Consider the following 14601-nt stretch of genomic DNA (forward strand, 5'->3'; position numbering starts at 1 on the left):
GCACCCTCAAAGGACTGACCGGCGGCGCGAGCCGCCGGCTCAGCTTCAAGCCTGGAGCTGCCGCTCCAGCTGGTGCAGCACCTGGTAGCAGGGCAGCACCTGGGCCACGCTGCCATTGGGCTCGCGGCCCTCGCGGATCGCGGCGAAGAATTCGCGGTCCTGCAGCTCAATGCCGTTCATCGACACATCCACTTTGCTGACGTCGATCTTCTCGTCCTTGCCGTTGAAGAGGTCGTCGTAGCGCGCGATGTAGGTCGCGGTGTCGCCGATGTAGCGGAAAAAGGTGCCCAGCGGTCCGTCGTTGTTGAAGGACAGGCTCAAGGTGCAGATCGCGCCGTTGGCGGCCTTGAGCTGGATGCTCATGTCCATGGCGATGCCCAGCGTCGGATGGATCGGGCCCTGCAAGGCGTTGGCCTTCACGATGGGGCTGCCAGCTTGATAGGCGAACAGATCGACCGTGTGCGCGGCGTGGTGCCACAGCAGGTGGTCGGTCCAGCTGCGCGGCTGGCCCAGCGCGTTCATGTTGGTGCGGCGGAAGAAATAGGTCTGCACATCCATCTGCTGGATGTTGAATTCACCCGCCTTGATCTTCTTGTGCACGAACTGATGGCTGGGATTGAAGCGGCGCGTGTGGCCACACATGGCCACCAGGCCCTTTTTCTTTTGCAGGGCGACGACTTCCTCGCCTTCCTTCAGCACATCGCACAGGGGAATTTCCACCTGCACGTGCTTGCCGGCTTCCAGGCAGGCCTTGGTCTGGGCGGCGTGCATCTGCGTGGGTGTGCAGAGGATGACGGCGTCGACTTCCTTGAGCTTCAGGCTGTCAGCCAGATCGGTGGTCACGTGCTTGATGCCGTACTTGTCCGCCACTTCCTTGGTCTTGTCCAGGTCACGGCTGATCAAGGAAACGACTTCGACATCCTTGATGTTCTTGATGCCGTCCAGGTGCTTGATGCCGAAAGCGCCGGCACCGGCGAGCGCGACTTTGATGGTCATGAAAGGGTCCTTTAGCTATTTTCAAGAATCATGTGGCCCACCGCCGTGTTGGAGGCAGGCACGTGGTAGAAGCGGTGCTTGACCTTGGGCTTGGGACCACCGTGCACGTCGGCCATGGCGCCACGCGCGATCAGCCACATCACGAGTTCGATGCCCTCGCTGCCCGCCTCGCGCACGTACTCGATGTGCGGCACTTGGGCGGTGGCCGCCGGGTCGTCAATCAGCTTGTCCAGCCAGGCGTTGTCCCAGTCCTTGTTGATCAGGCCGGCGCGCGGACCCTGCAACTGGTGAGTCATGCCGCCCGTGCCCCAGATCTGCACATTCAGGTTTTCGTCGAAGGATTCGACTGCCTTGCGGATGGCCTGGCCGAGCTGGAAGCAGCGGCGGCCCGAGGGCACGGGGTACTGCACCACGTTGACCGCAAAGGGGATGACCTTGAAGGGCCACTTGTCGGTCTTGGGATCTTTGTTGCCGCACATGAGGGACAGGGGCACGGTCAGGCCGTGGTCCACGTCCATCTTGTTGACGATGGTGAGGTCGAAGTCCTGCTGGATCACAGACTGCGCGATGTGCGAGGCCAGTTCCGGGTGGCCCTGCACAACCGGCACGGGGCGCGCGCCCCAGCCCTCGTCGGCCGGCTGGTACTGCGCGGCGGTGCCGATGGCGAAGGTCGGGATCATTTCCAGACTGAAGGCCGTGGCGTGGTCGTTGTAGACCAGGAACACGACATCCGGCGTGTTGTCCTTCATCCATTGCTTGGAATAGTCATACCCCGCGAACAGCGGTTGCCAATAGGGTTCCTGGGTCTTGCCCAGGTCCATCGCCGCGCCGATGGCGGGCACGTGCGAGGTGTAAACGGAAGCGGTGATCTTTGCCATGTTGATTTCTCCTGTGCCGGGGGCGCAGAGCAATTTGCGAAAAACTGAAGCGGGCGGCTTAAAGCAGCCGCCCGGTGCCGTGCCCTTGCGGCTGGTTCTGGGGCTGCGCGCTGCCGTTTTCGCCCACGTAGCGGTTGCCCTCGATGGAGCGGCCACCCTTGATCATCATGTCGCGGTACTCTTCCTCGGTCATGCCGGTCATGCTGCCCGCCATCTGCTGGAAGCTCTTGCCGTGCGTGGCGCCCAGCTTGGCGAGGAAATAGATGTTGCCGCCGAGCGCGATAGCGCGGTTCAGGTCGGCGGCCAACACGGCCTGTTTCTGCTCTTCAGTCATCGGCCATTCATCGACGTACTTGCGCTGGTCGGCGAGGAAGCGCGCGCGGTTCTCGGCCTTCATCAGCGACATGCAGAACTGGTTGAGCCAGTAGCCCTTGCGAGACTGGTCGGCGTCGAAGATGGTCGTGCCCGGCACGTCCAGGTACGGTTTATCGAGTGGCATGGTGCTTCTCCTGTGGTGCCCGAGGATAGGTCCGCGCTCGGGCTGATGTGTTGATGTGCCTCAAACCTCAATCCGCCCAGTACAGGCGCATGGGGTTCTCCACCAGCAGCTTGCGCTGCAGTTCCGCGGTGCGCGCGATCTGGGGGATGAAGTCCACCAGCAGGCCGTCGTCGGGCATGTGGTCCTTGAGGTTCGGATGCGGCCAGTCGGTGCCCCAGAGGACGCGATCGGAAAACTCCTCGACGATGCGGCGGGCGAAGGGCACCACGTCCTTGTAGGCGCCACTCTCCAGACCCGATTCGCCTTGGAGCGCCCTGGGGCCGGTGACGCTGAGACGCTCGGGGCAGCTGACCTTGCTCCAGACGTTCTTGTGCTCGCGCATGAACTTCAGGAAGAGCGCGAACTCCGGGCCGTCGACGGGCTTGCTCACGTCGGGGCGGCCCATGTGGTCCACCACCACGGTGGTCGGCAAGGCCGTGAAGAAGTCCCACAGCTCGGGCAGGTCCACGGCCTCGAAATAGATCACCACATGCCAGCCCAGCTTGGCGATGCGGCTGGCGATTTCCATCAGCTCGTCCTTGGGCGTGAAGTCCACCAGGCGCTTGACGAAATTGAAGCGCACGCCGCGCACGCCTGCGGCATGCAGGCGCTGCAGTTCCTCGTCCGTGACGCTGCGCTTGACCGTGGCCACGCCACGGGCCTTGCCGTTGGAGGCCAGGCAAGCGTCCACCAGGGCGCTGTTGTCGGCGCCATGGCAGGTGGCCTGCACGATCACGTTGCGCGCGAAACCCAGGTGGTCACGCAGCGCGAACAGCTGATCCTTGCTCGCGTCGCAAGGCGTGTACTTGCGCTCGGGCGCGTAGGGAAATTGCGCGCCGGGGCCGAAGACGTGGCAATGCGCGTCCACCGCGCCAGGCGGCAGTTGGAAACGCGGCTTGCTGGGTCCGCAGTGCCAATCCAGCCAGCCCTTGGTTTTCTCGAAAGGTCCTGTTGTCGGTGATCCACTCATGGTCTTGTTCTTCCTGGTCCTGTGTATGTGATGAATAACTGCCGCCAGCCGCTGGACTCAGCGGATGGCCGGCTCGACGGCACCGCGCAAGTCGGCGCGGCGCACCGCCGCTTGCAAATAGCCCTCGCGCCGAACGCTCAGCACGAAGCGGCTCAGGTAGGACATGCCCGCCTGCCGCCCCTTGGGGATGGCGATGGCCACCGTCTCCAGTCCCCAGCGGCCATCGAGCACCCGCGCGCCGTCGCCCAGGCGCTCGGCCATGGGATAGAGCACGCTCTTGCTCGCCGCGAAGGCGTTGATCTGCCGGGCCGCGAGCCGGTTCGAGGCCTCGGTGTAACTGCCCAGCGAGACGATTTCGATCTGCGGGTGGCGGCGCGCCAACGGCGCCTGCGCCCCCGAACCACTGAGCACCCCCAACTTGACGCCGCCCTGGCGCGAGGCCAGGGTGTTCAGATCGGCCGCGGTGCGCAAGGCCGTGCCGGGGCCAGCGAGGTAACCCTGCTCCAGATCAAGCAAGGGCAAGCTGTAGTTCACCTCGCGGCTGTAGGTCTCGCTGGTCCAGGTGACGGTGAAGTCCACCTCACCCTGGCCCATGGCGATCATCAGGTCGGCCAAGCGTTCGAAGCGCACCAGTTCAAATGGCACGTCCAGCCAGCCGGCGATCACGCGGCCCAGGTCATGCGCGAGACCGGCATTGCGAGCCGGATCGCCCGGCTGCTCCAGCAGCGACAGCGGACTGCCCGCGTACACGCCCACCCGCAACACGCCGGTCGGGGCCAGCACGGAGCGTGCCGCGGGCGCGGCAGCGGCGAGTGACTCGGGAGGCTCCGGCGCTGACACCAGGGAAGGCGGCAGCGCGCAGGCCGTCAGCAGCGCGGCCGCGAGCGACGCCAGCCCGCAAGGCAGCACGCGCGCCCAGCCCCCGCGCAAGGGCGAGGCTGTCGAGCACAGTGATGCGAGGGACATGTCGAAACGACCTGGCATGCGGTGGGCGGCGCGGTGGAGGCGAAGGCTTCAGTCGATGTACTTGAGGCCCAGCTTTTCCAGAGGCTCGCGGAACTTGTACATGTCCAGGCCGAGCACACCGGAGGCCAGCTTGGCGCGCTTCTCGCCCTCGAAGGATTCACGCGCGGCGGCGGCGTCGGCCACCTTGGGCACGTCGGCGGCATTGACGACGACCACGCCGTCGTCATCGGCCACGATGGCGTCGCCGGGGTTGACGATCATGCCGGCGCAGACCACCGGGATGTTCACCGAACCCAGGGTCGCCTTGATGGTGCCCTTGGCGCTGATGGCGCGGCTCCAGACGGGGAAGTCCATCTCCTTGAGCGTCTTGATGTCGCGGCAGCCGCCGTCGATGATCAGGCCGCGGGCGCCGCGCGCCTTGAAGCTGGTGGCCAACAGGTCGCCGAAAAAGCCGTCGGTGTTGGGGGCGGACAGGGCCGCGACCACGATGTCGCCCGGCTTGATCTGCTCGGCCACGACGTGCAGCATCCAGTTGTCACCGGGATGCAGCAGCACGGTGACGGCGGTGCCCGAGATTTGCGCGCCCGGATAGATGGGGCGGATGTAGGGCTGCATCAGGCCGATGCGGCCCTGGGCTTCGTGAACGGTGGCCACGCCGAATTGGGCCAGTCGGTCGGTGGCGGCGGCATCGGCGCGCGTGATGTTGCGCTTGACGATGCCCAGCGGTGCGTTGACGCTCATGGTGTGCTCCTTGTATGTCTTGTTCGTCGTGTCGGGTCAGCGGCCCTGCTGCTTCAGCGCCTTGTCCAGGCGGGGAAAGACACGGCGCGCATTGCCTTCGTAGACCTTGAAGCGCTGTTCCTCGTTGAGGTTGGGCGTGGCTTGCACGTAGCGCTTGGTGTCGTCGTAATAGTGGCCGCTCTCGGGGTCGATGCCGCGCACCGCGCCAATCATCTCGCTGGCGAACAAGATGTTGTCGACGGGAATCACCTTGGTGAGCAGGTCGATGCCAGGCTGGTGGTAGACGCAGGTGTCGAAGAAGATGTTCTTGAGCAGATGCTCCTGCAGCAAGGGCTTCTTCATCTCCTGAGCCAGGCCACGGTAACGGCCCCAATGGTAGGGCGCGGCACCGCCGCCATGCGGAATGACGAAGCGCAGCGTGGGGAAGTCCTTGAACAGGTCACCCTGGATCAGCTGCATGATGGCCGTGGTGTCGGCGTTGATGTAATGCGCGCCCGTGGTGTGGAAGCAGGCATTGCAGCTCGTGCTGACGTGGATCATGGCCGGGATGTCGTACTCCACCATCTTTTCGTAGATGGGGTACCAGTGGCGATCGGTCAGCGGCGGGCTGTTCCAGTGGCCACCCGACGGGTCCGGGTTGAGGTTGATGCCGACCTGGCCGTATTGCTTGACGCACTTTTCCAGTTCGGGGATGCAGGTCTTGGGGTCCACGCCGGGCGACTGCGGCAGCATGGCCGCGCCAATGAAGTTCTGCGGGAACAACTGCGTGACGCGGTAGACCAACTCGTTGCAGATGGCCGCCCAGGTGCTGCTGACCTGGAAGTCGCCGATGTGGTGCGCCATGAAGCTGGCGCGCGGGCTGAAGATGGTCAGGTCGCTGCCGCGTTCCTTCATCAGCTTGAGCTGGTTCGTCTCGATGGCCTCGCGCAACTCGTCGTCGCTGATCTTCAGGTCCGCGACCTTCGGGGTCTGGGACGGGTCCTTGATGCTGGCGATCTGCTGGTTGCGCCAGTTCTCCAGCGCCTTGGGCGCGGTGGTGAAGTGGCCGTGGCAATCGATGATGAGGGGTTGCTTCATAAGTTCTCCGTTGTGCTTGTTCGTGTCGTTCGCGTGTCGTCTGACCAGGGCGAGGGAATGAAGGGCCCGGTCATTCGGATTGCCTTCGGTTCATGCCGGGTCCATGCCCTGCCGCCGTTTGGCGTCAGCTGCCTGGGGCGCGGCCAGGTAGCGCAGCAGTTCGCGCACGGCCTCGGGCTGTCGGCTGGTGGCGCACACCGCGCCGCTGAAAGTGGTGGTGATCTGGATCGCCTCGGGCAAGGGACCGAGGATGCGGATGCCCTCGACGTGGATCAGCTCGCTCAATTGCTGAAAGCCCAGCGCCACGCCGCCGTTGTCAGCGCCCTTGGCCACCAGGCTGCCCACGGGGATGCCAGGCGCAGGCGTGACGATGCGGCTCTGAATCTCATCGGCAATGCCCCAGCGCTCGAACAACTTGGCCAAGGCCACGCCGCTGGGGCCGGTGGAGTAACTGATGCTTTTCGCGGCGAGCACGGCCGCGCGCACCGCCGCTTCGCTGGACACATCCGGTTGGGCCGCTCCCACGGGCACGGCAATCGCCACGCCGGAATGCACCAAATCCACGCGGCTGCCCGCCAGGGCATGGCCAGCGGCGATCAGCTTGTCGATGGCGTCGCTGGCCAGGACGACCACGTCAAAGGCCTCGCCCGCCGCGACGCGCTTGGCGGCGTCCACGCCGCCCACCGATTCGATGCGCACGCGCGTTCCAGACGCGGACTCGTAGGCCGTCGTCAACTCGGCCAGCAGCAGGCGCGTCGCCATCGAGGAAATGCCCAGAATCTCTGTACTCATGGTCTGTCAGCACCTTCATGGTGCCCGCACGCGGGCCCCAGGTGAATCCGTATGCCCAAATTGGATGCTGCGGATTGTCGCCTTGCCCTCTGCCCTGGGCTAGGCAAAGCAGTTACTAGCAGGTATCGCAGTTCGGCATAATCGACAGTCCGTTATCCGCAAAATTTCATCCCGGCATGGACCTGAAGCAGCTTGAGTACTTCGTGCGTGTGGCCGAGCTGGGCAGCTTCACGCGCGCCTCGGGCGTGCTGGGGATTGCCCAACCGGCCCTGAGCCGCCAAGTGCGTCAGCTGGAAGTCGAGCTGCGCCAGAACCTGCTGTTGCGCAATGGACGCGGCGTCACGCTGACCGAGGCGGGCAAGTTGTTGCTGGACCATGGGCGAGGCATCCTGCACCAGGTGGACCGTGCACGCGAAGACCTGGGGCGGGTCCACGGTGCGCTGGCGGGCCGCGTGGCCTTGGGCCTGCCGCCCTCGATCGCGCGGCTGCTGACCGTGCCGCTGACCCGCGCCTTCCGCAAGCGCCTGCCCGCGGCGGCGCTGTCCATCAGCGAGGGACTGACCATCTCCATGCAGGAAGGCCTGCTGACCGGGCGACTGGACCTGGCTTTGCTCTACAACCCGCCGCCCAGCCCGGAGTTCGATGCCATGCCGCTGATGGACGACATGCTGCTGCTGATCGGGCCCAACACCGGCGGTCCCACACCCCACAATGCTGGCGCAGGTGCAGGTGCAGGGGTGGGCACAGGCTTTGGCGCGGGCCTTGCCACAGGCGCCAGCGCCGCGGCCCCTGCGAAGAAACTCCAATCCGGCAAGCTCGAACTGCGCGGCGAGACCATCAGCCTGCGAGAAGTCAGCACATTGCCCCTGGTGATACCCAGCCGCCCGAACGCGCTGCGCATGCTGGTCGAGGCCGAGATGGGCAACATCGGCTGCAAGCCGACCATCGCACTGGAAATCGACGGCGTGGCCGCCATCCTCGACCTGGTGGCCGACGGCATGGGGTATGCCGTGCTGCCGCGCCACGCCCTGACCAGCGCGACCCGGCCTGAAGCCTACCGCGCATGCCCGATCGGCTTGGGACAAGGCCGTTCGGACAATCGGGAACGAACCAGCCCCTTGCTCAGCCGCTTGGTGATCGCCACGGCAACGGGTCGCACCACCACCTTGACCCAACAGGCCATGATCGAGCTGATTCAACAGATCACGGCCGAGGTCTTCTCCTCTGACCCTCTCTCCGCGCCCGGCCTCTCAACGCATGCCTCCGCGCCCTCTTTGCTCCCCCCTGCTGCTTGACATGGAATCCACCTACACCCTCGCTGGCGTCATGGGCTGGCCTGTGCGCCACTCCCGCTCGCCGGTCATCCACGGCCACTGGATCCGCGAGCATGGCCTCAAGGGCGACTACGTCCTTCTGCCGGTGCAACCCGGCCAACTGCCCGAGGCGCTGAGCGGCCTGCGTGCCCTGGGCTTCGCGGGCTGCAACCTGACGATTCCGCACAAGGTGGCGGCGCTGTCGCTGGTGGACCGCGTCGACCCGCTGGCCGCGCGCATCGGCGCCATCAACACCCTGGTCGTCAAGGACGGCGAGCTGCTGGGCTACAACACCGACGCCGAGGGGTATGTGCAGAGCCTGCGCGAAGCGCAGCCGAGTTGGCGCGCCGACAGCGGCCCGCACGCGGGCCCGGTGGCCGTGCTGGGCGCGGGTGGCGCGGCTCGCGCGGTGCTGGCGGTGCTGGGCGAGCAAGGCGCGCCCGAGATTCGCATTTGCAACCGCAGCCTGGACAAAGCCCAGGCCCTGGCCGCGGAATTCGGCGCGCATTACCCACGCACGCGTTGGCACGCCTGGCCCTGGGAGCAACGCCATGCGGCGCTCGACGGTTGCACGCAGTTGGTGAACACCACCAGCCTGGGGATGACGGGCCAGGACGCGCTGGAGATCCGGCTCGACGCCCTGCCCCGCACCGCCCTGGTGTGCGACGTGATCTACACCCCGCTCGAAACCCCGCTGCTCGCGGCCGCCAGAACACGGCCTGGCGGCCAGCATGTCACCGTCAACGGCCTCGGTATGCTCCTGTACCAGGCCCGCGCCGCCTTCCAGCATTGGTTTGGTGTGTTGCCCGAGGTCACGCCCGCGCTGCGCCGCGCGGTCGAGGCCACACTCTGAACAACCAACCCGTTGATTCCTTTCCACCGCTCCCGGAGAACCTGATGCCTTGGACCCTGGCCCGCCGCGCCGCACGACTGAATCCCTCGACCATCCGCGAAATCCTCAAAGTCACCGAACGCCCGGGCATCATTTCGCTGGCGGGCGGTCTGCCTGCGGCCGAAACCTTCCCGGTCGCCGCGATGGCCGAGGCCACGGCCCGCGTGCTGCGCGACACGCCGCGTGAAGCGCTGCAGTACGCGGCCAGCGAGGGCTATGGCCCGCTGCGCGAGTGGGTGGCCGCCGAGTTGGGCACCCAGGGCCTGCCGGTCGACGCGGCGCAGGTGCTGATCACCACCGGTTCGCAGCAAGGGTTGGACTTGGTGGGCAAGGTGCTGGTGGACCCGGGCAGCAAGGTGGCGGTCGAATCGCCGACCTACCTCGGCGCGCTGCAGGCTTTCGCGCCCTTCGAGTGTGATTTCACTGCCATCGAAGGCGATGAGGAAGGCCCGCTGCCCGAGGCGCTGGAGGCCGCGCGCGGCGCGCGTTTCATGTACCTGCTGCCCAACTTCCAGAACCCGAGCGGACGTTGCCTTTCGGCGCAGCGCCGCGCGCAACTCGCCGAGAAGGCGACCGCGATCGGCCTGCCCATCGTCGAGGACAACCCCTATGGCGACCTCTGGTTCGACGCGCCGCCGCCCGCGCCGCTGAGCGCGCGACTGGGCATTGGCGAGAACGGCGGTGCCATCTACCTCGGTTCCTTCTCGAAGGTGCTGGCGCCCGGACTGCGACTGGGTTACGTGGTCGCGCCCAAGACGCTCTACCCCAAGCTGCTGCAAGCCAAGCAGGCGGCCGACCTGCACACACCCGGCTTCAACCAGCGCGTGGTGCACGAGGTCATCAAGAACGGCTTCCTGACCGAGCACGTGCCCACCATCCGCGCGCGCTACAAAGCTCAGCGCGACGCCATGCAAGCGGCCTTGCTGCGCCACCTGCAAGGCATCGGTTGCCGCTGGAACGCACCGGTCGGGGGCATGTTCTTCTGGGTTGAACTGCCCGCGGCGCTGGACGCGACCGCCCTGCTGGACCGCGCGGTCGAGGCCGGCGTCGCCTATGTACCCGGCGCGCCCTTCTTCGCAACGCCAGACGCGCGCCACGCCAACACCCTGCGTCTGAGCTTCGTGACCGTGCCGCCCGCGCAAATCGAGCAGGGCATCGCCGCGCTGGGCCGCGTTTTCGGTCAAGCCCTGGGCTGAACAAGGCACTGTCAACCCAGGCAGCCTGGGTTCGGCGCTCAGGCGCTTCGTCAACGGGCATCAAAAATGCTGTGGTAATGTGACTCGCCGTTTTGCCTGCCCCGCCCGTGGGCGAGGCAGCCCCGAACGCGGCATTTGTCACGCCCAGCCATTTTTGATTGTTTGCGAGAAAGCGAGCCTGCCATGAAGCGCACCCTCACCTGCATCACTCTGGCCGCCTTGGCCCTGACCGCCAGCGGCCTGGCCCACGCCCAGAACAAAACCCTGCGCCTGCTGACCTGGGCCGACTACGCGCCCAAGGACGTGGTGGAGCAGTTCACCAAGGAAACCGGCATCAAGGTCGAGATCACGCTCTCCAACAACGAGGAGATGATTTCCAAGTTGCGCGCCACCGCGGGCGCGGGCTTTGACCTGGCCCAACCCAGCCAGGACCGCATCGCTGGACCACAGACCGAATTCCGCATCTACAAGCCGCTGGACCTGTCCAAGATCAAGCGCGAACTGTTCATTCCTTCCATGCTGGAAGCCACCCAGGCCAACACCACGGTCGACGGCAAGGTCTATGGCCTGCCGCACATCTGGGGCACGGACGGCCTGGTGGTCAACACCAAGCTGTCCAAGGCCAGCGACTACCCCGACCTCTGCGCTCCCGAGAACGCGGGCAAGGTCAGCATGCGCCTCAAGCGCCCCACGCTGATCGCCTTCGCCTTCGCCAGCGGCAAGAACCCCTTCGCGCTCTACAACGATGCCAAGGCCTATGCGGCGCTGATGAACGAAGTGGGCCAGACCCTGATCAACTGCAAGAAGAACGTCAAGTTCTACTGGGACGGCAAGGACCAGCTGCTGGCCGGCCTGCGCTCGGGCGAGTTGACCACCGCGATGATGTGGGACACGGGCGGCTGGGGGCTGAACAAGACCCAGCCCGAGATCAAGTTCATCGCGCCCAAGTCCGGTGCGCTGGGCTGGGTGGACACCTACGCGATTCCTGCCAAGGGTCGCAATGACGAGGCGGCCTATGCCTGGATCAATTTCAACCTGCGCCCCGAGATCGCGGCCAAGGTCGCCAGCTCTGCGGGCAACTTCACGGCCAGCAAGGGCGCGGACCAGCGGATGAACGACACCTTGAAGAAGCAGTTCGCGGAGAGCTTCCCCGAGGCCGCGCTGAAAAACATCAAGTGGTACCCGGCCGTTCCCGCGGGCATCGAGGACATCGAAGGCCGCGTGCTGGACCGCGTGAAAGCGGCGCAGTAAGCCCCTGCCAGCTGGCAAGTTCCGCATGACAGTCTTTTCAGGGATATGCGCTTGGTGAACGACGGCGAATCCGATCTCGAACTCCTCGCCGTCGGCAAGCGCTACGGCGCGTACACGGCGGTCGAGGACTTGAGCCTGACGGTCCGGCGCGGCTCCTTCTTCTCGATCCTCGGCCCCTCGGGTTGCGGCAAGACGACGCTGCTGCGTATGGTCGCGGGCTTCATCACGCCCGATTCAGGTGACATCCGCATCAAGGGCCACTCAATGGTGGGCGTGCCGCCGAACCGTCGGCCCGTCAACATGGTGTTCCAGCACCTGGCGCTGTTCCCGATGATGAGCGTGGGCGAGAACATCGCCTACGGTCTCAGCCAACTGGGCGGCGCGCGCAAGGTCCAACGTTCCGTGGCGCGAGACCAGGTGCGTGACATGCTGCGGCGCGTGGGCCTGCCCGGTATCGAGGACAAGCGCATCGAGCAACTTTCCGGTGGGCAAAAACAGCGCGTGGCGATTGCACGTGCCCTGGTGCTGGAGCCCGCGCTGCTTTTGCTCGACGAGCCCCTGGGCGCGCTGGACATGAAGCTGCGCGAGCACATGAAGGTGGAGCTCAAGCACTTGCAAGCCGAAGTCGGCACCACGTTCGTCTACATCACGCACGACCAATCCGAAGCCTTGGTGATGTCGGACCAGGTGGCGGTGATGAACCAGGGCCGCTTCGAGCAAGTGGGCCGCCCCCAGCAGCTCTATTACGAACCGGCCAGCGCCTTTGTCGCGGGCTTCGTCGGCCACAATAACCGCGTCGAGGGCCGGGTGGAGCGCATCGAGGGTGAGCGGGTCACCTTGCGCACCTCGGGGGGCATGGCCTTGCATGCGCGTCGCGCGGGCGATGCTCAGCTGGCGGCGGAACACACAGCCCAGATTTTCGTGCGCCCCGAGGCGATCGAGATCGGCCGGAGCACCCATGAACTGACGTCCGCACCCGACGGCCTGCGCTGGCAGGCGCGGGTGCAGAGCGTGCTGTTCGATGGTGGCAATTCCACGGTGCAAGTGCGCGAGGACGCCAGTGGCCAGACCTTGAACATCGCCCTGCCACTCACCGGTCGCCTGGCAGACCTGCGCGCGGGCGATGCCGTGCTGTTCAGCTACCGGCCCGAGCAGGCCTGGTGCTTCGCGGCCTGACAACTTCGCCCGGACTGCGTCATGGCAACGAACTCGTCGCACCGCTGGATGCTGGCCCTGCTGCTCACACCCGCGCTGCTGTGGCTGGGTGCTCTGGTGGTGCTGCCCCACATTGATTTGCTGCTCTTGTCCCTGCAGACCCGGGTGGGGCCGGGCGAATACGCTTTCAGCCTGGACCCCTACCGCACCTTCGTCGATGAGCCGCTGTATTGGCGCACCTACGTGCGCACGGCGGTCATTTCCCTGATGGCGACGGCGCTCACCCTGCTGCTGGCCTTTCCCGTCGCGTGGCACATCGCCAAGGTCGCGCAAGGCCGCGCCAAGTTGGCCTTGCTGGTGCTGTGCCTGCTCCCCTTCTGGGTCAGCGAAATGGTGCGCACCCTGGGTTGGTTCCTGCTGCTGCGTGAAACCGGCGTGGTGTCCAGCCTGCTGCAGGCCACGGGCTTGGCCACGCAGCCGGTCGAGCTGCTCTACCACGACGCCACCATCCTCGTGGGCCTGGTCTACGCTTCGCTGCTGTTCATGGTGATCCCCTTGGTCAACAGCCTGGAAAGCCTGGACAACAGCCTGATCGAGGCCGCCTACGACCTGGGCGGCAGCCACGCCAGCATCCTCTGGCGCATCGTGATCCCCCACGCGGCACCAGGCATGACCTCGGGCTGCATCGTGGTGTTCATGCTCTGCCTGGGCAACTACCTCACGCCCACCTTGCTGGGGGGCAAGAACTCGCTCTGGTTCACCGAGCAGATTTACACCCAGTTCATCACGCGCTTCAACTGGAACCAGGGCGCGGCCTTCGGTTTCCTGCTGCTGGTGCTGTCCAGCCTGCTGGTGTGGGCAGGACTGCGCCTGACGCGGCAACGACTGGGCGCCGTGATGCAAACGCCATGAAGCGCCCATGATCCCCAGCCTGCCCCGCCCTGCCCTGCAACGCCACGGACTCGCGGCCTTTGTGGCGGTGTTCTTCCTCTTTCTCTTCGTGCCGCTGACGGTGGTGGCGGTCTTCGCTTTCAACAACGCCGACTACCCCACGCCGCCTTGGCGGGGCTTCACGCTGGATTGGTTCCTGTCGGATGGCGCGGGCGAGGGTCGCACCGGCTTGCTGCACGACGCGGAACTGCTGGGCAGCATCGGCATCAGCGCCTGGGTGGCGCTGTGGGTCACGCTGCTGTCGGTGGGGGTGGGCACCTGCAATGCCTTCCTGCTGGAGCGTTTTGACTTTCCGGGCAAGCGCGCGCTCGCGCTGCTGAGCATGGCGCCGCTGGTGATCCCGGGCGTGATCCTGGGTATCTCCATCCTGGCTTTCGCCAGCCGCTTGGCGAATTTCGCCGACGCGGTCTGGGGCGTGGAGCTGGACTTCCTGCGACCCGGCCTGCCCCTGGTCATCCTGGGGCAGTTTTGCTACATCGCGACCATCGCCACCTTGACCATTGCTGCGCGCCTGCGCCGCTTCGACCGCTCGTTGGAGGAAGCTGCATTGGATCTGGGCGCGAGCCGCCTCACGGTGCTGCGCACCATCACCCTGCCCTGGCTGTGGCCCAGCATGGCGGGCGCGGCAGCCATGGCCTTCCTGATGTCTTTCGAGAACTTCAACACCACCTTGATGCTCGTCGGCTCCGACGCTCCGCTCACGGTGCTGATGTACGGCCGCATGCGTGAGGGCGCCACGCCGGTGCTCAACGCCGTGAGCCTGCTGCTGATGCTGGCCTCGGCCGCGCTCGCCCTGCTGTTGCTGGCGCGCAAGGGCGCGCAGGCCCCCTCCGGCCACTGAAACCGACCACAACCCTGACCCCGACTGCGAACGCGGCGCAGCCC

General features: G+C 65.9%; 15 protein-coding genes. 7 read left to right on the forward strand and 8 right to left on the reverse strand.

The window, feature by feature from the left end; translation table 11 throughout:
• Window positions 1-45: 45 nt before the first annotated feature.
• The 8 genes from ACLBKS_RS13155 to ACLBKS_RS13190 form a co-directional block, all read right to left on the reverse strand.
• Entirely contained in the window at window positions 46-996 is a 951-nt protein-coding gene (locus tag ACLBKS_RS13155; protein WP_410193254.1) for a Gfo/Idh/MocA family oxidoreductase, read from the reverse strand.
• An 11-nt stretch (window positions 997-1007) separates the two neighbouring features.
• Window positions 1008-1874, reverse strand: coding sequence for a class III extradiol dioxygenase subunit beta (locus ACLBKS_RS13160; protein WP_410193255.1), 867 nt, complete (start codon window positions 1872-1874; stop codon window positions 1008-1010).
• A gap of 58 nt (window positions 1875-1932) precedes the next feature.
• The gene (gene ligA, locus ACLBKS_RS13165) at window positions 1933-2373 is read right to left on the reverse strand and encodes a protocatechuate 4,5-dioxygenase subunit alpha (RefSeq protein WP_006298581.1); all 441 of its coding nucleotides are present in this window, start codon (window positions 2371-2373) and stop codon (window positions 1933-1935) included.
• A gap of 67 nt (window positions 2374-2440) precedes the next feature.
• Window positions 2441-3382: an amidohydrolase family protein gene (locus tag ACLBKS_RS13170; RefSeq protein ID WP_410193256.1), complete on the reverse strand. Its 942-nt coding sequence runs from the start codon at window positions 3380-3382 to the stop codon at window positions 2441-2443.
• A gap of 57 nt (window positions 3383-3439) precedes the next feature.
• Complete coding sequence (locus ACLBKS_RS13175) at window positions 3440-4348, reverse strand: ABC transporter substrate-binding protein (protein WP_410193257.1); 909 nt, start codon at window positions 4346-4348, stop codon at window positions 3440-3442.
• 48 nt (window positions 4349-4396) lie between these two features.
• Window positions 4397-5089, reverse strand: a complete 693-nt coding sequence (gene ligK / locus ACLBKS_RS13180) for a 4-carboxy-4-hydroxy-2-oxoadipate aldolase/oxaloacetate decarboxylase (protein WP_410193258.1) — start codon at window positions 5087-5089, stop codon at window positions 4397-4399.
• A 36-nt stretch (window positions 5090-5125) separates the two neighbouring features.
• Window positions 5126-6166, reverse strand: coding sequence for an amidohydrolase family protein (locus ACLBKS_RS13185; RefSeq protein ID WP_410193259.1), 1041 nt, complete (start codon window positions 6164-6166; stop codon window positions 5126-5128).
• A gap of 90 nt (window positions 6167-6256) precedes the next feature.
• Window positions 6257-6958 (reverse strand): substrate-binding domain-containing protein, encoded by a 702-nt coding sequence (locus ACLBKS_RS13190; RefSeq protein WP_410193260.1) that lies wholly within the window; start codon window positions 6956-6958, stop codon window positions 6257-6259.
• A 176-nt stretch (window positions 6959-7134) separates the two neighbouring features.
• Between ACLBKS_RS13190 and ACLBKS_RS13195 the strand changes: the two genes are divergently transcribed.
• From ACLBKS_RS13195 to ACLBKS_RS13225, 7 genes are all read left to right on the forward strand, one after another.
• Complete coding sequence (locus ACLBKS_RS13195) at window positions 7135-8253, forward strand: LysR substrate-binding domain-containing protein (RefSeq protein WP_410193261.1); 1119 nt, start codon at window positions 7135-7137, stop codon at window positions 8251-8253.
• A 1-nt stretch (window position 8254) separates the two neighbouring features.
• Window positions 8255-9124, forward strand: coding sequence for a shikimate dehydrogenase (locus ACLBKS_RS13200; RefSeq protein WP_410193262.1), 870 nt, complete (start codon window positions 8255-8257; stop codon window positions 9122-9124).
• Window positions 9125-9168: 44 nt separating this feature from the next.
• Window positions 9169-10359, forward strand: coding sequence for a PLP-dependent aminotransferase family protein (locus ACLBKS_RS13205; protein ID WP_410193263.1), 1191 nt, complete (start codon window positions 9169-9171; stop codon window positions 10357-10359).
• Window positions 10360-10542: 183 nt separating this feature from the next.
• Window positions 10543-11610 carry an extracellular solute-binding protein gene (locus tag ACLBKS_RS13210; protein WP_410193264.1) on the forward strand — a complete coding sequence of 356 codons (1068 nt, stop codon included), beginning with the start codon at window positions 10543-10545 and terminating at the stop codon, window positions 11608-11610.
• Window positions 11611-11655: 45 nt separating this feature from the next.
• Window positions 11656-12786, forward strand: a complete 1131-nt coding sequence (locus tag ACLBKS_RS13215; protein ID WP_410193265.1) for an ABC transporter ATP-binding protein — start codon at window positions 11656-11658, stop codon at window positions 12784-12786.
• A gap of 21 nt (window positions 12787-12807) precedes the next feature.
• Complete coding sequence (locus ACLBKS_RS13220; RefSeq protein ID WP_410193266.1) at window positions 12808-13677, forward strand: ABC transporter permease; 870 nt, start codon at window positions 12808-12810, stop codon at window positions 13675-13677.
• A 7-nt stretch (window positions 13678-13684) separates the two neighbouring features.
• Complete coding sequence (locus ACLBKS_RS13225) at window positions 13685-14557, forward strand: ABC transporter permease (RefSeq protein ID WP_410193267.1); 873 nt, start codon at window positions 13685-13687, stop codon at window positions 14555-14557.
• Window positions 14558-14601 lie beyond the last annotated feature (44 nt).

The sequence above is a fragment of the Hylemonella sp. W303a genome (genome assembly GCF_046452315.1).
In the GTDB taxonomy this organism is placed as follows: domain Bacteria; phylum Pseudomonadota; class Gammaproteobacteria; order Burkholderiales; family Burkholderiaceae_C; genus Hylemonella.